The sequence below is a fragment of the Erysipelatoclostridium sp. An173 genome (genome assembly GCF_002160495.1).
Lineage (GTDB): Bacteria > Bacillota_I > Bacilli_A > Erysipelotrichales > Coprobacillaceae > Thomasclavelia > Thomasclavelia merdavium.
The window spans coordinates 1-23,071 of sequence record NZ_NFKR01000019.1 but is presented as its reverse complement, the minus strand read 5'-3'; the positions used below and the strand labels follow the sequence as shown (position 1 = coordinate 23,071).

At 30.1% G+C, this 23,071-nt stretch carries 24 protein-coding genes; 14 read left to right on the top strand and 10 right to left on the bottom strand.

Translation table 11 applies throughout. The features are described from left to right. Entirely contained in the window at window positions 1–1,395 is a 1,395-nt protein-coding gene (locus B5F09_RS09095) for a CotH kinase family protein (RefSeq protein ID WP_087373738.1), read from the top strand. A 53-nt stretch (window positions 1,396–1,448) separates the two neighbouring features. Here B5F09_RS09095 and B5F09_RS09090 read toward each other — a convergent pair whose 3' ends face one another. Then, entirely contained in the window at window positions 1,449–1,907 is a 459-nt protein-coding gene (locus tag B5F09_RS09090; protein WP_087373737.1) for a dUTP diphosphatase, read from the bottom strand. Window positions 1,908–1,953: 46 nt separating this feature from the next. Beyond that, window positions 1,954–2,556: a YigZ family protein gene (locus B5F09_RS09085; RefSeq protein WP_087373735.1), complete on the bottom strand. Its 603-nt coding sequence runs from the start codon at window positions 2,554–2,556 to the stop codon at window positions 1,954–1,956. Between the two features lie 93 nt (window positions 2,557–2,649). Between B5F09_RS09085 and B5F09_RS09080 the strand changes: the two genes are divergently transcribed. Together B5F09_RS09080 and B5F09_RS09075 are read left to right on the top strand one after the other, a co-directional pair. Further along, window positions 2,650–3,531: a DegV family protein gene (locus B5F09_RS09080; RefSeq protein ID WP_087373733.1), complete on the top strand. Its 882-nt coding sequence runs from the start codon at window positions 2,650–2,652 to the stop codon at window positions 3,529–3,531. Next, on the top strand, window positions 3,519–3,965 hold the full coding sequence (locus B5F09_RS09075; RefSeq protein ID WP_087300411.1) for an S-ribosylhomocysteine lyase: 447 nt from the start codon (window positions 3,519–3,521) through the stop codon (window positions 3,963–3,965). The genes B5F09_RS09080 and B5F09_RS09075 overlap by 13 nt, the downstream gene beginning before the upstream one ends. A gap of 74 nt (window positions 3,966–4,039) precedes the next feature. Here B5F09_RS09075 and B5F09_RS09070 read toward each other — a convergent pair whose 3' ends face one another. Continuing rightward, window positions 4,040–5,587 carry a ClC family H(+)/Cl(-) exchange transporter gene (locus B5F09_RS09070; protein WP_087373731.1) on the bottom strand — a complete coding sequence of 516 codons (1,548 nt, stop codon included), beginning with the start codon at window positions 5,585–5,587 and terminating at the stop codon, window positions 4,040–4,042. Window positions 5,588–5,710: 123 nt separating this feature from the next. Here B5F09_RS09070 and B5F09_RS09065 point away from each other — a divergent pair, with 123 nt between their 5' ends. Continuing rightward, complete coding sequence (locus B5F09_RS09065) at window positions 5,711–6,166, top strand: MarR family winged helix-turn-helix transcriptional regulator (RefSeq protein WP_087300407.1); 456 nt, start codon at window positions 5,711–5,713, stop codon at window positions 6,164–6,166. Between the two features lie 68 nt (window positions 6,167–6,234). Here the strand turns inward: B5F09_RS09065 and B5F09_RS09060 are convergent, their stop codons facing one another. Both B5F09_RS09060 and B5F09_RS09055 read right to left on the bottom strand, forming a co-directional pair. Further along, window positions 6,235–6,864, bottom strand: coding sequence for a ComF family protein (locus tag B5F09_RS09060; protein ID WP_087373730.1), 630 nt, complete (start codon window positions 6,862–6,864; stop codon window positions 6,235–6,237). Continuing rightward, a complete protein-coding gene (locus tag B5F09_RS09055) occupies window positions 6,831–7,934 on the bottom strand; it encodes a helicase-related protein (protein WP_087373729.1) in 1,104 nt (367 codons plus the stop codon). Before B5F09_RS09055 ends, B5F09_RS09060 begins: the two co-directional genes overlap by 34 nt. A gap of 269 nt (window positions 7,935–8,203) precedes the next feature. Between B5F09_RS09055 and B5F09_RS09050 the strand changes: the two genes are divergently transcribed. The 4 genes from B5F09_RS09050 to B5F09_RS09035 all read left to right on the top strand — a co-directional run bounded on the left by B5F09_RS09050 (window position 8,204) and on the right by B5F09_RS09035 (window position 13,189). Beyond that, window positions 8,204–8,401, top strand: coding sequence for a cold-shock protein (locus tag B5F09_RS09050; RefSeq protein WP_087300401.1), 198 nt, complete (start codon window positions 8,204–8,206; stop codon window positions 8,399–8,401). 189 nt (window positions 8,402–8,590) lie between these two features. After that, window positions 8,591–11,224, top strand: a complete 2,634-nt coding sequence (gene secA / locus B5F09_RS09045; protein ID WP_087300399.1) for a preprotein translocase subunit SecA — start codon at window positions 8,591–8,593, stop codon at window positions 11,222–11,224. Continuing rightward, window positions 11,224–12,321 carry a peptide chain release factor 2 gene (prfB, locus tag B5F09_RS09040; RefSeq protein ID WP_087300397.1) on the top strand — a complete coding sequence of 366 codons (1,098 nt, stop codon included), beginning with the start codon at window positions 11,224–11,226 and terminating at the stop codon, window positions 12,319–12,321. Before secA ends, prfB begins: the two co-directional genes overlap by 1 nt. A gap of 10 nt (window positions 12,322–12,331) precedes the next feature. Next, window positions 12,332–13,189 carry a YitT family protein gene (locus B5F09_RS09035; RefSeq protein ID WP_087300395.1) on the top strand — a complete coding sequence of 286 codons (858 nt, stop codon included), beginning with the start codon at window positions 12,332–12,334 and terminating at the stop codon, window positions 13,187–13,189. Window positions 13,190–13,297: 108 nt separating this feature from the next. Here B5F09_RS09035 and B5F09_RS09030 read toward each other — a convergent pair whose 3' ends face one another. Continuing rightward, the gene (locus B5F09_RS09030) at window positions 13,298–13,501 is read right to left on the bottom strand and encodes a hypothetical protein (protein ID WP_087300393.1); all 204 of its coding nucleotides are present in this window, start codon (window positions 13,499–13,501) and stop codon (window positions 13,298–13,300) included. Between the two features lie 180 nt (window positions 13,502–13,681). On the opposite strand from B5F09_RS09030, the gene ftsE reads away from it, so the two are divergent. The 3 genes from ftsE to B5F09_RS09015 are packed head-to-tail and all read left to right on the top strand — an operon-like array spanning window position 13,682 to window position 16,021. After that, window positions 13,682–14,365, top strand: coding sequence for a cell division ATP-binding protein FtsE (ftsE, locus tag B5F09_RS09025; protein WP_087300391.1), 684 nt, complete (start codon window positions 13,682–13,684; stop codon window positions 14,363–14,365). Further along, window positions 14,365–15,276, top strand: a complete 912-nt coding sequence (ftsX, locus tag B5F09_RS09020) for a permease-like cell division protein FtsX (protein WP_087300389.1) — start codon at window positions 14,365–14,367, stop codon at window positions 15,274–15,276. Before ftsE ends, ftsX begins: the two co-directional genes overlap by 1 nt. 58 nt (window positions 15,277–15,334) lie before the next feature. After that, complete coding sequence (locus B5F09_RS09015) at window positions 15,335–16,021, top strand: GNAT family N-acetyltransferase (protein ID WP_087373727.1); 687 nt, start codon at window positions 15,335–15,337, stop codon at window positions 16,019–16,021. Between the two features lie 17 nt (window positions 16,022–16,038). On the opposite strand, the gene B5F09_RS09010 is transcribed toward B5F09_RS09015, so the two are convergent. After that, the gene (locus B5F09_RS09010) at window positions 16,039–17,814 is read right to left on the bottom strand and encodes an ABC-F family ATP-binding cassette domain-containing protein (RefSeq protein ID WP_087373725.1); all 1,776 of its coding nucleotides are present in this window, start codon (window positions 17,812–17,814) and stop codon (window positions 16,039–16,041) included. Window positions 17,815–17,947: 133 nt separating this feature from the next. Here B5F09_RS09010 and B5F09_RS09005 point away from each other — a divergent pair, with 133 nt between their 5' ends. Then, window positions 17,948–18,820, top strand: coding sequence for an NADase-type glycan-binding domain-containing protein (locus tag B5F09_RS09005; RefSeq protein ID WP_087373723.1), 873 nt, complete (start codon window positions 17,948–17,950; stop codon window positions 18,818–18,820). 40 nt (window positions 18,821–18,860) lie between these two features. On the opposite strand, the gene B5F09_RS09000 is transcribed toward B5F09_RS09005, so the two are convergent. Beyond that, a complete protein-coding gene (locus B5F09_RS09000; protein ID WP_087373721.1) occupies window positions 18,861–19,412 on the bottom strand; it encodes a zinc-ribbon domain-containing protein in 552 nt (183 codons plus the stop codon). A gap of 619 nt (window positions 19,413–20,031) precedes the next feature. Beyond that, entirely contained in the window at window positions 20,032–20,172 is a 141-nt protein-coding gene (locus B5F09_RS08995) for a zinc ribbon domain-containing protein (RefSeq protein ID WP_087373718.1), read from the bottom strand. 212 nt (window positions 20,173–20,384) lie between these two features. On the opposite strand from B5F09_RS08995, the gene B5F09_RS08990 reads away from it, so the two are divergent. Next, a complete protein-coding gene (locus B5F09_RS08990; protein WP_087373716.1) occupies window positions 20,385–21,170 on the top strand; it encodes a YARHG domain-containing protein in 786 nt (261 codons plus the stop codon). A gap of 34 nt (window positions 21,171–21,204) precedes the next feature. Next, entirely contained in the window at window positions 21,205–21,309 is a 105-nt protein-coding gene (locus tag B5F09_RS08985) for a zinc-ribbon domain-containing protein (RefSeq protein WP_158095835.1), read from the top strand. 190 nt (window positions 21,310–21,499) lie between these two features. Here B5F09_RS08985 and B5F09_RS08980 read toward each other — a convergent pair. Then, a partial coding sequence (locus tag B5F09_RS08980) for a DDE-type integrase/transposase/recombinase (protein WP_087373712.1) occupies window positions 21,500–23,071 on the bottom strand: 1,572 nt, incomplete at its 5' end.

Sequence of the window (23,071 nt, the reverse complement as noted above, 5' to 3'; positions counted from 1 at the left end):
ATGATTAGGCATAAACATTTTGATAAAATTGTTATTGTAACAACAGTTTTAGCATTGATTTTTGCAACTGGACTACTTTTTAAAGGACAATGGGGATTACAGTCAACTGATTCTATGCCACCATATGCAAATAAATTATTTGATGATAGTTATGTTCATCAAATTGATTTGCAGTTTAATGATCCGGAAAGTTTTTTTGCAAATGCCAAAGAGGAAAAATATGTTGAAGCAACAATTACGATCGATGGTGAAGTATTTGAAAATGTAGGTTTACGAGTAAAAGGAAATAATTCATTACGTTTAGTTGAACGTTATGGTTTGACAAGATATAGTATGAAAATTGAATTTGATCATTATAATAAGGATTTAAATTACTATGGTTTGGATAAAATGTCATTAGATTGTTCGTTTCAGGATAATAGTTATCTAAAAAACTATATGACTTATCAGATGATGAGTTTTATGGAAGTACCATCATCGTTGTGTAGTTATACCTGGGTAACTATTAATGATAAGGATTGGGGGCTTTTTTTAGCGATTGAAGAAGTAGAAGAAGCATTTGTAAAAAGAAACTTTGGCAAAAATTATGGTAAATTATATAAACCAGGTTATCGAAGCTTAGATGATGAAAATGCTGATATTGCCCTTAAATATATTGGTGATGATGTTGAAAATTATAATAATATTTTTAATAATGCTCGATTTGATATTACATTGGAAGATAAAAAAAGATTGATTGAAGCAATTAAAATACTTGATAGTGGCAAAAACTTAGAAACAGCAGTTAATATTGATGAAGTGTTAGCATATTTTGTGGTTCAAGTGTTTGTTGTAAATATGGATAGTTATTTAGGGCGAACTGGTCATAATTATTTTTTGTATGAAGAAGATGGTATTATGACAATGATTCCTTGGGATTATAATTTAGCTTTTGCTACTTATTCACTTGGAATGCCTAATCCTATTAATGATGCAACGTTATATGTTAATTATCCAATTAATACGCCAGCTTCAGGAACAATTATGAAAAATCGTCCTTTATACCATCATGTAATGAAAAATGATGATTATTATAAAAAGTATCATGAATATTTTGATTATTTTGTAAAAGAGTATTATGGAAATGGTTATTTTGAAAAGAAAATAGCTAAAACAACTAAAATGATTGCTCCTTATGTAAAAAAAGATCCAACTGCTTTTTGTAGTTATGAAGATTATTTACTAGGGATAGAAACTTTTAAAGAATTTTGCAGTTTACGCTTTCAAAGTGTTCGTGGTCAATTAGAAGGCAAGATTGCTTCAACCTGGAAAGAACAAGAAACAAATACTACTAAAATAAATGCTGATCATATTTGGTTGCCGGATATGGGAGAAATTGCTGATTTGAAGGATTAGTTAATAAAAGGCCAGATAAAATTGTAATTAATACAGTTTTACAGGCCTTATTTTTATTCTTTGATATAGTTTTCTAAAATAGTATCAAAATCAATACCAGCTTTAAATCCTAACGTAAAATAATCATCAACACAATTTTGGAAAGCTTCAAAAGTATATGTTTCATTGATTTTTAAAGCATTTTGATAAACTTTGATTAATTGATTAGCGATACTAATCTGGTCATTTATTTCCTGATAATTTTTTAAATTATCAACATGCAATTCAAAACCAATTGACATTAACATATGCAATCCATCAATATAATAATCAATTAAATCCTTACTATTAGTTGAAGAATTATCCCAGAAACTAAAAATATGTGCTTCTTCACCAAATTTACCAAGTTCACATAAGAATGCTAAAACTTTAGCTTCTACTTTATCCTTGTTTAAAATGGCATGGTCAGGAGTACTGACTAATTTTAGTTCATGAGTAACGTGTTGTTGATAAATTTTATTAATCTCATTCATTGATTTTCACCTCTTATTAAGTATTATACTCTTTTTTATGACCTTTTCATGAATTTTGTTCAATATAGTCATCATGAAGATATTCTTTTTTGTAGGTGTTATTAGTTAAATCTTGAACGACATCTAAAAAATCCAGATTTTCTAGATAACAATAATAATTAACACAATCTAAATATTCTTTATTTATACATTTTATTTGATGAACTTTTAAAAGATGATCAAATTTTTTAGTATAAGAATAATCAATTGTAATTTTATATAGTGGTACCAGATGTTTTTCAACGATGTCTGCTTCTTTTAAAGCATCGGCAACACTTTGACGATATGCCCTAGTTAGACCGCCAGCCCCTAGTTTGATTCCACCAAAATAACGGGTTACAATTGCAATAACATTAGATAAGTCATTTTTTTCTAAAACATCCAACATTGGTAAGCCGGCAGTACCGCTAGGTTCACCATCATCATTAGCTCTTTTAGCATTTTGAACGATGTATGCAACACAGTTATGAGTAGCATCATGATATTTTTGTTTATATTCATCAATTATATCATTAATTTGTGCTTCATTATTGCAAGGTATTAAAGTACAAATAAATTCTGATTTTTTAATCGTCCAGCGATAAACGGTAATTTCACGTACTGATTTCATCTAATCCCTCATTTCTTTATTATCATAACACATATTACTAGCAAAAAGTTAATAAATTTGGTATATTAGAAACGTAATTATAGGAGGCATACTATGAAAAAGATAGCAGTTTTAGCTGATAGTGGTTGTCAATTTCCAATCGGATCATTAGAAGCTGAGGGAATTTATATTGTTCCTCTTACAATAACAATGGGAGAACAGTCATATTTAGATTTAGAAGAAATAAGTGCCGAGGAAGTTTTTCGGCGTATGGAAAGAACTAATGAGATGGTATTAACATCACAACCATCAACTGGTTCAATCCAAAGAACAGTTCGTAGAATCAAAGATGCAGGTTATGACCATATTATTGGTTTACCAATTGCTACTGGTTTATCTTCTACCTTAAATGGGATGAAGTTAGCTTGTGATATGGTGGGAATTCCAATCACTTTGATTGATACTAAGGCAACAGCTTGTATTCAGCGTTATTTAATTAGAGTAGCTAAAAAATTGATTGATGATGGTAAAAGTGTTGCTGAAATTGAATCTATTTTAACTTTATTGGTTGAAGATTCCGGAACATTGATCATGGTTCCTAATCTTGATCATCTAAAAAAAGGCGGACGTATTACTCCAGCGGTTGCTATTTTAGGAAATTTATTAAAAATTGTTCCAGTTATGAAACTGAATTATAAACTTGGTGGTAAGATTGATACTTTTGATAAAGTAAGAACAGTAAAAAAAGCAAACTTAAGAATTATTGATCATTTAGTTAATGATTGTGGAGTTAATAATAAAGATTATGTTATTGCCATTGAACATGTTTTAGTTAATGATCTTGCAAATCAAATGAAAGAAGAATTAATTAAAAGAATTGGAGATTGTTATATTACAGTTCGTGAGTTACCAGCTGTAGTTGGTGCACATATGGGTGTTGGCGGTATTGGATATCAATATATACGTAAATATCAAGGGTTATCATGGAACGAATAACAAGTTTTAGTGTTGACCATACTAAATTAACTAAGGGAGTTTATATTTCTCGAGTTGATGATAATTTAACTACTTATGATATTCGTATGACTTCACCAAATATCGAACCGGCTTTAAAACCAGAAGCAGCTCATACAATTGAACATATTGGGGCAACGTTATTAAGAAATGGTAAGTACCGTGATAAAATAATTTATTTCGGGCCAATGGGTTGTATGACAGGGTTTTATTTAATTACTAAAGATTTAGATTTTGATACAGTTATTGAACTTGTTAAAGAAACTTTTATCCAAATTGCCAACTGGGATCAAGAAATTCCGGGGGCTAAAAAAGAAGAATGTGGTAATTATACATTTATGGATTTAAAGACAGCTAAAAATGTGGCAACCAATTTTCTTGAAAGCAAATGGGAACATCAGTACCATTATTTATAATAGAAATCTTATAATCACTGGCATTGTTTGTCAGTGATTTTTTATATAATAAAACGTGAGTTTTAATCTCACGTTTAACTAATCAATTCAGATACTTGATCATAGATCAAGCTTTCCTGTGCTTTATCACACATAACGATAATACTATCACCGCTTTTTAAATATGTATCGCCACGAGGAATAAATTCTTTTCCATCACGTTGTAAAGATACAATTAAACATTGACTAGGCCAATCAACTTCTTTTAAAAGACAGTTTTCAAGCTTACAATTAGGAACAATCATAAAATCTAAAAGTACTTTTTCACCAACTCCTTGTGGGATAGGGAAATTCCGTTTTTTCAATAAATTTGTTAATAGACTTTCATAAATTGGTTCAGCTTTTAATAAATCAGCTACGATATAAGCAACGATTGTAACTAAAGCAATTGAAAGAAGATGATTTAGTGAACCGGTCATTTCAAAAATTAAAATTATTCCAGTCACTGGGGCTCTAACGATTGCGGTAAAATAACCAGCCATAGCTAGTAAAACAAAATTATTGATATATTGGGCTTCTAAACCAAGATAAATATGAGCAAGATTACCCATTAGTCCCCCAATCATACAGCCAATAACTAATAACGGGAAGAAAATTCCGCCTGGAGCGCCAGAACCAAAACTAATTTGAGCAAATAGAAATTTGCCAATTAGAAAAAATAAGATCAAGGAAACTGTAAGTTTACCTTCTGTTAATAAGTCAACTAATGTATCACCATTGCCGATTAATTCTGGAATAGTAAACCCTAAAACTCCTGCTAAAATAAAAGGAATTAATAATTTTTTAAAAGGAGTCAGATTAAAATGACTATAGAGATTTTGGATGTAAAGCAATGATTTATTATAAAAAGCGCCTAATAATCCTAAAACAGCTCCTAAAATTAATAACATCCAGTAATAATTAGTTGGGATGGTGCTAACTACATTAAAATTAAAAACAGGATCCATTCCTAAAAGCTGGCTCATTACATAATCTGCAGCAATTGATGAAGTCATTACCGATACTAATAATGGTGCGGAAAAATGTTTATGAACTTCTTCTAAAGCAAACATTACACCAGCTAATGGAGCATGAAAGGCGGCAGCCAAACCGGCACTAGCCCCACATGTCAATAAATATCGTTCTTCAGTTTTATTTCTTTTTAAAATATGACCAATTCCTTTACCAGTCATTGCCCCTAACTGGATAGAAGGACCTTCACGTCCTAATGCTAGACCGGCAATGTTTGATAAAAAGCCACCAGCAAATTTACATATTAAAACTCGCCACCAGTTAGCATCAATTTTACCACTAAGTTCACCTTCAAGCTGTGGAATACCACTTCCTGATATCAAGGGTTCAAAAGTCACTAGTTTAGAGACGATCTTAGCAAGTATTATTAAAATTACAAACCATAATGCAATTGTAAAAATTGATTCTTTACAAAAGGTTAAAATTTTATTAAGCCACAGGGCACCCTGGCTTAAACAAACTCGATAGCCAACAATAATAAAACCACTGGCAATACCAACAATTAATCCCTCCAATAATAAAACTAACTTAAATCTTTTTGAATCTAATATTTTTGTTAATCTGTTTTTCATAAAATTCCCCATTTCAAAATTATTATAAATCGAAATGTGTGAATTAGTAAAGGCTGTTTTTTATTTGGTGAATAATTGTTTTATTTCTCAAAAAAATAAGGTACAATTAAAGTGGTGATAGAAGTGAGTAGACGTTTAGATGCAATTGAAACCGTAGTAGCAGTTTTTAACGAAGCAATGGCAATTCAAGAAATATATTTAAAAAAAGGTAAGTTTAAAGAATTGTCGATGAGTGAAACCCATGTTCTTGATGCCATTGATAAAGTCGATTTTCCTTCAATGACAAATGTTGCTAAAGAATTGCATATTACTGTAGGTACTTTAACAACTGCTGTAAAAAAGATAGCTGAAAAGGGATTTTTAGTTAAAGAACGTTCTACAAAAGATCAACGAGTTTTTTTATTGAAATTAACCAAAAAAGGGCATGAAGCTTTAGTAGTTCATGAAAATTTTCATCGTGAATTAGCTAATATTTATAAATCAGCAATTCCAGACGAACGACTTGACTGGGTTTTTGATACTTTAAAAAAAATTAAAATTGATCTTGAAAGTTTCAAAAAAGAATTAGAAGCAAAATAGTGGCGTGATGCCACTATTTTCTTTATCACTATATTACATATCATTAGTGAAATATCTGGTGTGTGATATCATGTAAACAAATTATCAATTTGATTACTTGCCAAAACAATGATTGAAATCGATTTGGGGTGAAAAGATGCAATTAGATTTGCACAAGCCATGATAGTATTACCAGATGTAATAACATCATCAAAAATAATTACATCTTGATTAAATAATCGATGACCATCTTTAATTTTGATATGCTGTTTAATTAAACTACGATCGTTTTGACTAGCTTGTTTATATGAAGAAGTTTTATATAAACCAGTAAAAATATTATTACTAAAACTTTGAACGATCATTTCATTAGGATTAAAACCCCGTCGCTTATTATCTTCATCGCTACTAGGAACAATGGCAATTAAGTGACGCCGATATCGGGTTTTAAAATCATAGAAAGGATTTAAAAAGGCATCTTTTAAAGCATAATCATCTTGTCCTTTGTATTGAAATAATATTTTTTTAAAAAAGCTATTGTAATAATATAAAATAGTCAAAGGATAATTGTGAAAGTAGTGTTGTTGATTATAGATATCAAATTTGTTAAGGCAATCTAAACATAGTGATGACTGGTGACAAAAATGATATAAACTAGGCTGGCTTTCAATTTCTTGAAAACAAATTAAGCATTGTCTTGCTTTATTGTAGATATGCATTTTTTTATCGCCTTAGTTTTATATGGGGTAAAAATACTTATCGAGCCATTTGGGTGATTTATATTTCGTCCCACTCGTCCACATATTTGAATCAAGGTGCTTTGATTGAAAACACGATTATTGCCTTGTAAAACAATTACTTGAACATTATCAACGGTAATTCCGCGCTCTAATATTGTTGTTGCAACGATAACATCAAGTTTTCCGTTTTTTAAAGCAGCTAATCTTTTTTCAATTTTAGTAGTTTTAGAACTACATTCTAAACACTTCAGCTTAAATAATTTAAAGATTTTAGTGCATTTGTAAGTTTGTTTAATACTGGGAACAAAAACTATTGTAGGCTTGCTGTTTTTTACATTTGCTTTTATTTTAAAAACAGCAATTATGTAAGCGAGCCAGTTAGGTGTGATATAACATTTAGGGATGTCTAATAAGTGACCGTGATAACGTTTAGTCATTAATAAATCCGGGTTATCATTCATTGTTGCTGACATATAAATATAGTTACCTTTAATACTATTTTCTAAAATACTTTGAAGAACGTCATTGTTGGCATATGGGAAAGCATCTAGTTCGTCTAAAATCAATAAATCAAAAGTATTGGGATATCGATAAAGCTGATGAGTTGTACAAATAATAAATTGTCCTGAGGTGATTTTGGTATGACCACCATAAACACATGTAATGTCAATGTTTGAAAATTGACTTTGAATTCGATTAGCTAATTCAATTACTAATTCCTTACGTGGGGTCGTAAAACAAACACAATGATTATTGTTAAGGGCATATTTGATTACTTCATAGGTTATTTCTGTTTTACCGGCACCGCATACCGCTTTTAAATTAGTATTTTTGTTGTTAATATAGCGATTTAAAAGATCTTTAGAAATCTTTTGTTGTAAGGGGGTTAGCTGATAGTCTAAATGATAATCTATCTTGGCTTTTGGCAGATTAAAGCTGTTTTTGACTATTTGTTTGCTACCAACATTAATGCATTTACGGCAATATGTTATTTGGTTGAAAGTATAAAAATATTTTGGATCTTGATTTTTACATCGTGGACAAATCATCTTTATCACCTGACTATATTATAACGCAAATTGTGGTGATTTTTGTCTTAAATTGGTGATAAATTTGTCTCGTTGATGTTTTATTTTTGTTTAGTTAAAATATGATAATTTTATTTGTTTTTTTAGTTATTGATTGTTATTTTGACAATGAATAAGCCAAAATAAGCTAAAAAAGGTAACGATGCATTTTTTGTCGAGTGAAATTAATTTATCTTAAAAAATAATAGTAATATACTAAAGTTGACCAGATGATTAAAGGGGTGAATGAAATGCAAGGAAAAGTAAAATGGTTTAATGCGGAAAAAGGTTTTGGATTTATTGACCGTGGCGATGGAAAAGATGTATTTGTACATTATAGTCAAATCTTACAAGATGGATATAAAACTTTAAATGAAGGCGAATTAGTTGAATTTGAGCTTTATAAAAGTGATCGTGGGATGCAGGCCAAACATGTAGTAAAAGTTTAAAAATATTTAAAAGCCAATAGACTTGAAGTGATTCAAGGAATATTGGCTTTTATTTTACAATTTATAAACAATAATTTAATCTTGATTTTACATCGTAATTAGAATATAATTTACTAATTCACTTAAGGGGTTTAAATTAATAACTTTAAATGTTATAATACGATAGACAAAGAATAAGGAGCGTATTTCATGGCAAGTAGAAAAGAGCAAATTCGTAGAGAATTGAAAAAGAAACAAGAAAAAGAAGGACTTAACCCAGATGCTGTAAAAGATATCGTTGATTTAAAAGATGATACTGGGGAAGATATAAAAGTAGAAGATTTCCATGGTGAATATAACGGAGAAGTAATTCCTTTTAGTACTACGCCTCATTCAACAAAAAAAGGATTAGTTGCTAAGATCAAAGGAGTCTTTGATGATGAAAGAAAGCAATTAAAAAAATTAGATAAGATGGCTGATGAAGTTTTAAGCTTAGAACCTAAATATCAAGCAATGAGTGATGATGAATTAGCTAATCAAACTAATGTTTTTAAAGAAGCTTTAGCCAGTGGAAAAACTCTAGATGATATTATTATTGATGCTTATGCAGTAGTTCGTGAAGCGGCTTATCGTAAACTTGGCCTTAAAGCATTTAAGGTACAGATTATGGGGGCTATTACTTTACACGAAGGTGATATTGCAGAAATGAAAACTGGTGAAGGTAAAACATTAACATCAATCTTTCCAGTTTATTTAAATGCTTTAACTAATAAAGGGGTACATGTTGTAACAGTTAATGATTATTTAGCTGGACGTGATGCCCAAAATAACGGTTTAGTATTTAATTTTTTAGGACTTACAGTTGGTTTAAATAAACGTGAATTAACCCCATTACAAAAACAACAGGCTCACGGATGTGACATTACTTATACTACTAATGCAGAATTAGGTTTTGACTATTTACGTGATAACATGGTAACTCGTTTAGAAGATAAAGTGTTAGTAAAAGGGTTAAATTATGCATTAATTGATGAGGTTGACTCAATTTTAATTGATGAATCAAGAACACCATTAATTATTTCTGGTGGTAGAAAGAATACTGCTGCCCTTTATTTACAAGCTGATAAGTTTGTTAAATCTTTACAGGCAGATAAAGATTATGAAGTTGATATTGAAAGTAAAACAGTTGCTTTAACTGCTAGTGGTATTGCTAAAGCAGAAAAAGGATTTAAATTAAATAACTTATATGATCCACAACATACATCATTAGTACATCGTATTAATCAGGCCTTAAAAGCTAATTATGTTATGACTCGTGATGTTGAATATATGATTGCTACTGATGATGGTAGTCATGATATTAAAAATGCTAAGATCATGATCATTGACCAATTCACTGGTCGTGTTATGCCAGGACGTGCATATTCAGATGGATTACATCAAGCAATCGAAGCAAAAGAAGGAGTTCCAATCAAAGAAGAAACTGAAACTCGTGCCACAATTACTTATCAAAACTTCTTTAGATTATTTAATAAATTAGCAGGGATGACTGGTACTGCTAAAACTGAAGAAGAAGAATTTAGATTAATTTACAACATGCGTGTTATTGAAATTCCAACTAATCGACCAGTTATTAGAGATGACCGCAATGATAAAATTTATTCAACTAAAGCAAATAAATTTAAAGCTTTATGTGATGAAGTTGTTGCCCGTAATTCTTATGGACAGCCAATTTTGATTGGTACAGTATCTGTTGAAACATCAGAAGTTTTATCAAAAATGTTAAATCGTCGTAAAATTAAACATAACGTTTTAAATGCTAAAAATCATGCTAAAGAAGCTGAAATTATTGAAAAAGCTGGTCAACGTGGAGCAGTTACAATTGCTACTAACATGGCTGGTCGTGGTACTGACATCAAATTAGGTGAAGGTGTTGCCGAAATTGGTGGTTTAGCAGTTATCGGTTCTGAACGACATGAATCTAGACGTATTGATAATCAGTTAAGAGGACGTTCTGGTCGTCAAGGAGATCCTGGGTATTCAGTATTCTATGTATCTTTTGAAGATGAATTAATGGAACGTTTCGCTGGTGAAAGATTAAGTTCATTTAAAGATTATTTAGATGATGATCAGGCAATTGAAAATAAAATGGTTACTAAAGCCATTGAAAGTGCCCAAAAACGAGTTGAAGGACAAAACTTTGATGCTCGTAAACATATTTTGGAATACGATGATGTTATGCGTCAACAACGTGAAATTATGTATAAAGAACGTGATGATATCATGTCTGAAGATAGTTTAGATGATATTGTTAAAGGAATGTTCAATCAAGCTATTGAAATGACAGTGCGTCAATATACTAAACATGATGGTAAACATGATACGATTGATGTTGCTGGAGTTGTTGATTTTGTTGCTAAAAACTACATGTTATTAGTAGAAATTCATGCTAATAACTGTGAATCCTTACAACATGATCCTAAAAAATTAACTGATACCTTAACAGATTTAGTATTCAATCAATATACTAGTCGTTTTAATAAAGATTTACCACCAGAAAAGAAATTACAATATGAAAGAAGTATTCTTTTAGGAGTAATTGATTATACTTGGATCAATCATATTGATGCCATGACTAAGTTACGTAATGGTATTTATTTGAGAGCTTATGCCCAAAAAGATCCTTTAGCTGAGTATACTGAAGAAGCATTCTATATGTTTGAACAAATGACTAGCAGTATTGCTGATACGATTTCTCGTAATATTGTTCATATGGGAGTGCGTCCAGGTAGTGAAACTGAGCAAAAAATTCCTCATTTAAAAATGGAATTAACGTTTAAATAATGGAATTATATGAAATTAAAAATGGGCTTTCTAAAGCCCATTTATTAATAGATGAGTTTTATCAATCAATCGATATTGAAGCATATCGTCGAGAGATTGAAGGACTAACTGTTATTACATTACAAGAGGGATTTTGGAATGATGCTAATAAAGCTAAAGGGATTTACGATAAGTTAAATCGAATGAAAAAAACAGTTGAACAATATGATTCACTAAAACAAAAACTTGATGAATTAAATGAAACTTATGAATTAGTAAAAAATACTGAAGATAAAGAGTTCATGGAAATTCTTGAAAGCGATTTTTTAACTTTTCAACATGATTTAGGTGAGTTTGAAAAAACAATGTTACTATCAGGTGAACATGATGATTTAAATGCTATCGTAGAAATTCATCCAGGTGCTGGTGGTACTGAAAGCCAGGATTGGGCCGATATGTTATTTAGAATGTATCAGCGTTATGCAACCAATAAAGGCTGGAAAGTTGAAGTTCTTGATTATTTAGATGGTGATGTTGCTGGTATTAAGTCAGTAACTATGCTGATTAAAGGCGACATGGCATATGGTCATTTAAAAGCAGAAAAAGGTGTTCATCGATTAGTGCGGTTATCACCATTTGATTCAGCTAAACGGCGTCATACATCATTTGCTTCTGTTGATGTTATGCCGGAGTTTAATAATGAAATCGAAATTGAAATTCAAAGTAGTGATTTAAAAATTGATACTTATCGTGCTAGTGGTGCTGGAGGACAGCATATTAATAAAACTGATTCTGCTGTTAGAATAACGCACTTACCGACAAATATTGTTGTTACTTGTCAAAGTCAGCGTAGTCAAATTCAAAACCGTGAGCAGGCAATGATCATGTTAAAGAGTAAATTATATCAATTGATGTTAGAAAAACAGGCTAGTCAATTACAAGAATTAAAAGGTGAACAAAAAGAGATTGCCTGGGGTTCGCAAATTAGATCATATGTATTACATCCATATTCTTTAGTAAAGGATAATCGTAGTAATTATGAATCTAATAACCCAAAAGCAGTTTTAGATGGTGATTTAGATGATTTTATTTATGCATATTTAAAAACAAGTTTATAAGGAGGGTGTAATGAAGAAAATATTAAAAGAAACATTAATTATTATTTTAGGTAACTTTATTTTAGCACTAGGTATTTGTGCATTTATTACACCGGCAGGATTTATTACTGGTGGTGCTTCTGGTATTGGGATTGCAGTTAAAGCAGTAACAGGAATCAACATTTCTTATACTGTTTATGCAATTAACATCATTATGTTTATTATTGGGTATTTTTACTTAGGTAAAAAGTTTGCTTATGGAACATTATTGAGTACTTTTATTTATCCGACTTTTTTAGCGTTATTAGAACGAGTTGATGCATTTTCAACTATTACTAATGACCCAATCTTAGCGACAATTTATGCGGGACTTTGTATGGGAATTGGAGCTGGGCTGGTTTTTAGAGTCGGTGGTAGTACTGGGGGAATGGATATTCCACCAATGATCATTAGTAAAAAAACTGGAATTTCATTAGCCTGGTTAATAAATATATTTGATTGTTTAGTTTTAGTAATTCAGGTAATCTTTTGTCCAATTACAATCGAAGAAGTTTTATACGCCATAGCTGTTGTTATTATCTTAACAATTGTAATGGATCAAGTAATGATGCTTGGTGAAACAAAAGTTCAAGTAACGATTATTTCACCGAAATGGAAAGAGATTCGTAAAGTTGTTTTCGATAATATTAATCGTGGCTGTACTTTATTAAATATTACTACTGGATACCAGCAAAAAGATCAATATGCAGTAATGTCAGTAGTATCTAAACGGGAATTACATTTATTAAATGATATGGTTCTAGAAATCGATCCAACGGCTTTTATCATTAGTAATGCTACTCATAGTGTAAAAGGACGTGGCTTTACGCTACCATCAATTGATTTATAAATTAATTAAAGTGTTGATTTAAAAAGTCAACACTTTTAAATCATTATCAAAAATATTTGGTTTCTTTAAATAAAAAAGAAATCTCGCGATTTCTTTTCTACCGTTGATTTATTTATTATGACTATTTAAATCGATGTAAAAATCAACGTGGCCACAGTTAGGACAATAGCAGCTTTTTAGTTCATAGTTAGTTTTTTTTAAATCATCATTTTTAATAATTAACTCAAGATAACTTAGACTTGACATGCCATTGTCTTTGATAAAACAATTATTTTTTAGTTCTGTTTGGCATATTGGACATATTCTTTTCATATTGTCACCTCTTTATTTTATTGTATCAAAAATTAAGTGATAATGACAGTATTTATGCCCTTATTTGACAAAGTGTGCTATAATAACCGTGGAGCAAAAGGGCTCTTGGAAAATTGAATATTTGAAAACTAAATATATATAAATAAAAATAAGAAAGGAGATAGTCTAAACGACAACAATATGATAAAACTTACAAACGTTACAAAAATTTACAAAACTGGTGTAAGAGCACTTAATAACATAAATCTTACCATTGAACCTGGTGAATTTGTTTATGTCATCGGTTCTACTGGATCAGGAAAGTCTACTTTTATCAAATTATTATATCGGGAAGAAAAGGTTACTTCAGGGAAAGTAGAAGTAGTTGGGCAGGATGTATCTAAATTACGTAATAGTAAGATCCCTTATTTCCGTCGTAATATCGGTGTAGTTTTCCAAAATTTTAGATTATTACCTAAAAAGACTGTATTTGAAAATGTTGCTTTTGCCTTGGAAGTAATTGATACACCAAGAGCTGAGATTCGTCAACGTGTTAGAGCTACATTAGAATTAGTTGGTTTAGAGGATAAAGTAAATTCTTTTCCTCATGAATTATCAGGGGGACAACAACAACGGGTAGCAATTGCTCGTGCGATCGTTAATCGTCCTAAAGTATTAATTGCTGATGAACCAACAGGGAATCTAGATCCAGAAACATCTGAAGAAATTATTAAGATCTTAGAACGAATTAATGAAAAACAAAATACCACTATTCTAGTTGTTACTCATGATAGTAAAATTGTTCAAGAACATAAAAAGAGAACCATTTTAATTGAAAATGGATGTATTAATGCTGATACTAGTTTAGGAGGTTATGAAATTTAATGAAAGAATTTGTTAGCTGTATAAAAAACTTACCGAGACATTTTGTAACTGCCGTTCAAAATATCTGGCGTAATGGAGTTATGTCATTTTCATCAATTTTTGCTGTTACAATTACATTATTGTTAATTGGGGTAATTGGTGTTTTAGCGTTAAATGTTCAAGATATTAGTGCTAATATTGAAGAAGGTGTTAGTATTTATGTTAAACTTGAACGAAATATTGATAGTGAAGCTGAATTAGCTGTTGGTGATCAAATTAATGCGATTAATGGAGTAACTAAGAGTACTTATTATACTAAAGATCAGGAATTGGATAAATTAATCGAAAAACAAGGTGAAGATGGAGCAGAGTTATTTGAATCATATCGTGATGAAAATCCATTAGGAGCAGCTTATGAAGTAGAAGTTAAAGATGCTAGTCAAATCGAAGCTATTTCTAAAAAAATCGAAGAAATTCCTAATGTAAATAGTGCTACTTATGGTGGGGAGTCAACTGAAAACATGGTTCAAACATTACAAACAATTCAAACTGGTGGAACTGTTTTCATTGTTGGATTATCTGTAGTTGCCCTATTCATGATTGCAAATACAATTAAGATTACTATTACTGCAAGACAAACAGAAATTAGTATCATGCGTATGGTTGGTGCTAGTAACTGGTATATTAGAATTCCATTTATGCTAGAGGGAATGTTAATTGGATTGATTGGTTCTATTATCCCGATTATTGTATTAATATATGGATATCAAACGATTTATGATTATGCTGGCGGTGCTTTATTATCGGCGATGTTAGCATTAAAAGAACCAATGCCTTTTATTCGTGATTTCTCATTAATTCTTGCTGCTATTGGTGCAGGAGTAGGTTTAATTGGAAGTTTTGTATCAATTAGACGTTTCTTGAAGATGTAATATTATTTATTAAAGACAGGATAGATTGAAATCAATCCTGTTTTTTTTAGGAGATAAAATGGATGAATTAATATCTAAACAATTGAAAAAAGATTATTTAAATAATGTTGATTTTATTTATGTTTATTTTCATGGGGCAAAAGTTATTTGTTGTAATGAAAATTTAATTGTTATGTATTTTAATGGTACTTATTTTATTAAAGGAACTAATCAGCAAATAGCCAAATATTTAAATCAACTACCAAATTGCAAGTCGTTAGTCATTCATAATAGTATTTTTGATTCACTAATAAAAGATAAATTTAAATTAGATAAAGTAATTAGTGCTTATCAATATAGTTATTTAAAAGACGATATTTTCCCAATAAATAATCCTAAAGTTAAAATTAAATTGCTTGATAAAAACTATTTAGATTTTATTATGGCTAATTATAAAGCACCGGTTACTAAAGAGTATTTAATTACGCGACTAGAAGCTAATGTTTTTATTGGGGCTTTTATTGAAGATGAAATTGTTGGTTTTGCTGGTATTCATAGTGAAGGAACGATTGGTTTTGTTGAGGTTCTTGAACAATATCGGCGCATGAAAATCGGTACGATGTTAGAAACGACATTGATTGCAAATTTATTAAAAAATAAAGAGATTGTTTATCTTCAAGTTGAGTGTAATAATTTTGGATCAATGAAATTTCATGAAAAATTAGGTTTTAAAAAGGCTGATGATATTATTAGCTGGTATGAATAAACAATTCCCGATTAAAATTATCGGGAATTGTTTTGACTTTGTTCTTGTTTTTCTAATAATTCTAACCAGCGTTCATTTTTTGCTTCCAATTCACTGTTTAGTTTGCTGGCAAGATTTGAGATTTCAACTAATTTATCATAATAGTTTTGATATAAACTCATTTGTTGATTTAATTCATTAATTTGATTTTCTAAATCTAAAATAGTATCTTCCATTGTTTCTAATTCTTTTTGTTCTTTAGAAGTTAAGCGGACTCTTGTTTCGCGCTGTTTTTGCTTTTGTTCTTGATAACGTTTAGCACCATCACTTTTTTCTTTAACTTTATTTTCTTCTTTTAAATCAATATAACTGCTATAACCGCCGTTATGATAAGTTATTTGTTGATTTTTAAAGACGAAAAGGCCATCACAAACTCGATCTAAGAAATATCTATCATGGGATACAGTAATTACTAACCCATTAAAGCTATCTAAATAATCTTCTAAAATAGTTAAAGTTGTAATATCGAGATCATTGGTTGGTTCGTCAAGTAATAAAACATTAGGAGCCTGCATTAATATATTTAATAAGTATAAACGTCTTTTTTCACCACCGGATAAACGCGAAATTTGAGTATGTTGTAAAGTAGTATCAAATAAAAAGCGTTCACACATTTGTTTAGCGCTAAAACTTCCTTCGCTGGTTTGCAAATAGTTACTAGTTTTTTTAATATAATCGATGACAGTAAGTGACTCGTCAAGATCATCACTCATTTGTTTAAAAAAACCAATTTTTACTGTTTGGCCATGAATTACTTCACCATGAGTAGGTGGCAATTCTTTAGCGATTATTTTTAATAAGGTGCTTTTTCCACAACCATTATTACCTAAAATACCAATTCTAGTATTGGGATTAAACAAGTATGAAAAATGATCAAATAAAATATTGTTTTCATAACGCATTTGTAAATCAACTAATTCAATGGTTTTTCGTCCTAGTCGCGAAGCGATATTAATCATTTCTACTTGATTAACAGTTTCGATATCAGCAATATTGCTTAGCTGATAAAAACGCTGAAGCCGGTCTTTGCTTTTAGTTGTTCTAGCTTGGACCCCAGCTCGAACCCACTCTAATTCTTTTTTCAAAAATTGTTTTCGTTTATGCTGTAAAGCTAAATCATTTTCTTCTCTAATTGCTTTTAATTCTAAAAACTTAGTATAATTAGCTTCATATTCATAAATTTTAGTACGATCAATTTCCATTATTTTATTAGTTACCCGTTCTAGAAAATAACGATCATGGGTAACCATGAAAATTGCTTTATTGAACTTAATTAAAAATTTTTCTAAATATTCAATCATCTCATTATCAAGATGGTTAGTAGGCTCATCAAGAATTAATAAATCACCGGGATGTAATAAAGTTATTGCCAGGGCAATTCTTTTTTGTTGACCACCAGATAGTTCGCTGATTTTAGCTTGATGATTAGTAATGTTAAAACGATTTAAAATGGCCTTTATTTCATATTCATTTACTTTATGATCTTTTAAATCGTGATGTACTTGTTCAAGGACTGTATTATTAGGATTGAAATCAGGATTTTGTGGTAAATATGAAATCGAGATATCCTTTTTTTGTAATAGTGTACCTTCATAGTTTTCCTTACCAGCCAATATTTTTAAAACAGTACTTTTCCCGGTACCATTAACACCTACTAAAGCGATTTTATCATTTTCTTCAATTGTAAAAGAAACATTATCAACTATTTTTTTAATACCATTAGATTTTGATAAATTATTAACAGTTATTAACATTTTCTTTCCATCCTTTGCTTTTATTTTCTATGTTATTGTATTATAACATGATACTTTAATTGTTGATAAAAAAATTTATATATTCTATTTTAAAATCATGATAAAATAAAACTAAAAGAAGGGAGTATTAGTGATGAAATGTCCAAAATGTGGTTTTGAAAATGAAAAAGCTAGTTTTTTTTGTGAAAACTGTGGTACTAAACTAGGAAAAAATAGAATTGATAATAAAAAGATTAAGATAATTATTATAACGTTGATTATAGTAATTGTTGTGGGAAGTGGTGGCTATTTTTTATACCAGAATGTTTTTAAAAATGATAAACCGGAATATGATACAAATAAACAAGTTACTAAAGAGCAAATAACAAGTTTAGAAATAACACCAGAAAAAATGGAAATTGATGTTGGGGAAAATCAATTTATTGAAACTAATTTAAAAGATGTAACTTTTAAAAGTGATGATCATAATATTGCAACAGTATCTGATTCTGGTCGAGTTAAAGGGATTAAAAACGGTACAACGACAATAACAGTTACTGCAGGCAATCAAAAAGAGACCTGTCAGGTTACGGTTAAATCTAGCCAGGCTGTAATCACTGCTATTAATGCTTCATCAACGTTAATGCAGGAAAATTATGATTATTCAGCTAATAATTTAATAGACCAAAATAATTCAACAGCTTGGAGTGATGGTATTGATGGTGATGGTATTGGAGAAACGTTGACATTTGTTTTTGAACAAGAAAGTTCAATTAATGAGATTAATATTTTAAACGGTTATTGTAAAAGTGAAGATTTATATTATAAAAATAGTCGTATTAAAAAGGTAACATTGATTTTTGATGATGGTGAAGAACAAATTGATATTGAAGATATTTATAATCAAAGTCAGTCATTTAAGTTAGCTAATCAACATCAAAGTAAACAAATGGTTTTAAGAATTGATGAGGTTTATACAGGAAATAAATATAGTGATACTTGCGTAAGTGAAATAAGTGTTAAATAGTGAAAAACCCAATAAAGCATTGCTGCTCTATTGGTTTTTTTTAACTTAACTGATGCCAGTAATTTTTTAAAACTAAATATGTAATTACAACATTAATTAGTAAACCAGCAACTGTTGTTATTAACATTTCAGATTGCATATAGGCACCTAATGTCATAAAAATATAAATAGCCTCAGCTAATTTTAAACCATAAAATGCATAAATACAAAGACGTAATCTTTTAATGATTAAAATAACTATCGCAACTAATGCTAAGCCTTCTAATATTTTAACGATATTAGGATTAAAGCCAACTAATTGCATGTACAAAAATTCTTCTTGAGAATAGATTCCAATCGAAGCAAGACATCCCAAAATCAAAATAACAAACCATACAATTGCTCCAGTTCCCCATTTAAAAACCCCTGGCATATTCATATTTTGTTGGCGGTTCATTTGCTGATAATTGTTATAACCTTGATTTTGCTGGCTATATGTATTTGCTTGATTAGCAGTGGATGCTGTATTTGCTCGTGGTTCTGTTTGAGCACCACATTCAGGACAAAAACGAGCATCATCAGGTATTTGTTTACCACAGTTAGTACAAAACATATTAATTCCTCCTCTTTTTATATATTATTAATAATATTACAAAAATTGTCAAATATAAATTATTTTTTCAATTTTATGTATTATAAATAGTATATAAATAACTGATATTTCATAATATTAGTTATCACAACAATAAAAACAACAATTTTTTACTTTATTAATATTATATTATTTTAAATCTTGCCAATGATTTCTTAGCACTAAATATGTAATTGTAGCGCAAATAAGTATTTTAACAAAGTTTATAAAAATAAAAGATGGAGCTATATAACTAGCATATGGGTGTAATTGACTAAGATTATAAATTTGATAAAAATTATAAATCATAGCGCCAGCTTCTAAAATGAAAAATGAATAGACACAAAAGCGAAGTCTTTTTATTAATAGGAATATAATAGATAAAATTTGTAATGTTGCAATCGTTAAACTAATTACCTGATTTATCGGATAGAATGTTACCTGATTTATCGGATAGAATGCATTAATGTTTAAAGATAGCTCATCTATATTTAATAAAGCATTCAATTGTAAATGGAAAAAGATAGTATAAAGGCATATTATGATTAAAATTATAAACCAGATAATTGCTCCAGCATGCCATTTAAATGGTTCGTTTAAGTTAACTTTGTTGTTTGTTTTTTTGATTGTTTGTATAAGTAGTATTTGATTGATTAGTTGATTCGACAAATATTTTTGTGCCGCATTTTGGACAAAAAGTGGCATCATCAGGTATTTGTTTACCATAATTAATGCAAAACATAGTTAATCCCTCCTCGTTTCTATATTATTATTTGTATTATCAGAATGCCAATATTAAGTGTTGGTAAAAAATATAATATTTGTGTTTTAATTATTTGAAGTTTGCATGTATTTGAAGCCTACATGTTTTGACAAATCTATACAAATATGATGATTTATGCTATAATTTCTTTATTGTTAGAAGGTAAAAAAATGAGGGTTGAGGAGTAAAATATGAAATGTAAAAACTGTGGACATGAAATACAGCAAGGTGATTTGTTTTGTGAAAACTGTGGGGCAAAAGTTGAACCAGAGCTTACAAGAAGCAGTAAAAATGCACAAAATAAACAAAGCAAAGGAATTGATGTAAAGATCATTATCATTGCTGTTATAGCGCTACTTGTAATTGGTGGCGGTGGATTTTTCGTTTATCAAAATTTTATCGCAAATGATAAACCAGAATACACTGCCCAAGAAAGCGAAGAAGATAGCAAAGATAGTGATAGTAAGAGTTCAAAATTAAAAGTTTCACCAGATGAATTAGAAATAGAAGTTGGTGAAAACCAGTTTCTTGATTGTAATCAAGATGATGTGACTTATAAAAGCAAGGATCGTAATATAGCGACAGTATCTGATTCTGGACGTGTTAAAGGGATAAAAGCGGGAGAAACAGAAGTAACTGTTACTTATGGTGATCAAAAAGTAACATGTAAAGTGGTTGTTAAGGAAGATGCAACAGCAGCTTTACAAAATAGTGAGGATTACGTTTTTCCAAATAGTAATACTCAATTATTGACAGAAGCTGATCTTCAAGGAAAAACTGCTGAACAGTTAAGAATTGGTAGAAATGAAATCTATGCTCGTCATGGCAGAAAATTTAATGATGAAGCATTACAAAATTACTTTAATTCTAAATCATGGTATAGCGGTACTGTTGAAGCGGATGCTTTTGATGAGGGAGTTTTAAACGAGATTGAAAAGAAAAATGCTGATTTTATTACTAGTCATGAAAATCGCTAATGAATAATTAAAATTCATGAAAGAAGGGGAAAAAATGTTTTGTAGTAAATGTGGAACTAAATTAGAAGAGGGTGCTAAGTTTTGTCCTGAATGTGGGGCAACAGTAGAAAATCAAAAGAGTGGAAATACAATTGGGTAGTGTAAAGAATTTATGAAAAATTAATATCGAACTGAAAATTTTTGTACTTTTTTACACGAATCCGCAAAAATAAAAAGAGTAAAATCCAGTTTTGAAAAATCGTAAATCGTAAGACTGGAAAAATGATAAAAAAAGCCCTAAAAAAGGGCGCAATGAGGGTATCGGGTCTCACAGTAATTTTTAAACAATGCTAATTAATGTGATATTGTGAACTTAATTCAATCAGCTTTAACCATCTATCTGGCATAAGCATTGAATTATCAAAAAGATCATCATCTACAGGTGTTTTAAAGTCTAATGATGAATGTTGTCTCAAAAAATTAAAGAAGCATACAAACAGAACCATATAGCTATTAGCACATTCAAGCTTATCATAACCATTCGTACCATAGTAGTTTCGTTTATATGTTCTATTAAGACGTTCTTCGATCTGTTTGAAAGGACGATATTTCTTGGACTCTTCATCTTTGTTTTTAACACCAATTACTTGATGCAGATCAAATTTGATGTCGTTTAATTCAAAGAAAACCTGAGCTGCATTGTAAATAGGATTACCATCGGTGATCAAGGTCAGATCATCAGGGATCTCGCTATATTTGTTGAGACAATCACATATTGATTTACATGCACATTCAGTATCTCTGATCGAATATATCGTATAGGAAGTAATGATCTTGCTTACTGGATCAGACCAAAAGAATACATAATGATTCTTTCCTCTGATCTTGATATATGTTTCATCGCAAGAAAGAGTACTACCGATTTTATAAGGATATTTATCGACCAGTGATTTTATGACAGCAGAAACAGAACTGGCATAATTAATGACAGTCTGATGGGAAATACGTAAACCATGGACCTGTTTAAGGATCAAAGCAGTTTTTCTGGAAGATAATCCATAGTTGACATAATAGGTCAAAGCAAGATCCAGAACCCTCTGATCGAAGTGGATACGAGACAAGTTGACAGGACCGGAGATGACCTCATCGACCTTACGTAAAGTTTCCAGATCGAACTTGAATTCTCGATAATGGTAGTGAAGAAGATACTGACCACTAGAAGTTTTCAGATGTTCAGCATTACCTTCCTGTAAAAGCTTCTTGTTGGCTTTGAAATGAGGACATTTTTTATTGGCGCATGCAAAAACAAGATAACCTTTTCTATCATGTTTCAAATCGAGTTTGGTATTACAGTAAGGACAATACAGACCGGTTTGACCGGATAAAGAAGTCTTAACAGTAAAAGTATGCTTACAGGCCTTGCATTGAAATTGACCTTTACCATTGTTGTTATCATAGATATACTCTTTTGGAGCGCCACAAAAAGGGCAAACAACTATAAAACCAAAAGAATCAGGATTTCTGCGTTTGACAGGTTTTAAAGGTTTGCCGTTGATAGAAGAATCGTTCAGAATAGACTGGAAATCAAGCCGAACAGGTAAATTCTTTTTAAACAGCGGAGGTTTATCAATAGTGAAATCAGCATAAGGGATAGTATTATCCTTAGGTTTATGATTTTTAAGTTTGCATATTTCTTTTTTTAGAAGATTATTTTTAAAATAATCATTCAGCCAATCGATATGTTTAAAAGCCTGTTGAAGATTAAAGATAAAGTCTTCATCGTTCAATTCATAAGAGATATCAGAAGGAAGCATCTTAAGGAGAAGCAAAGGTTCGATAAATTGAGAGAATTTAAAAGATTGTTTAGAAAAAGAATTTATAGATTGTAAAATTTGTGTTATACTTTCCATGATGAAGAAACC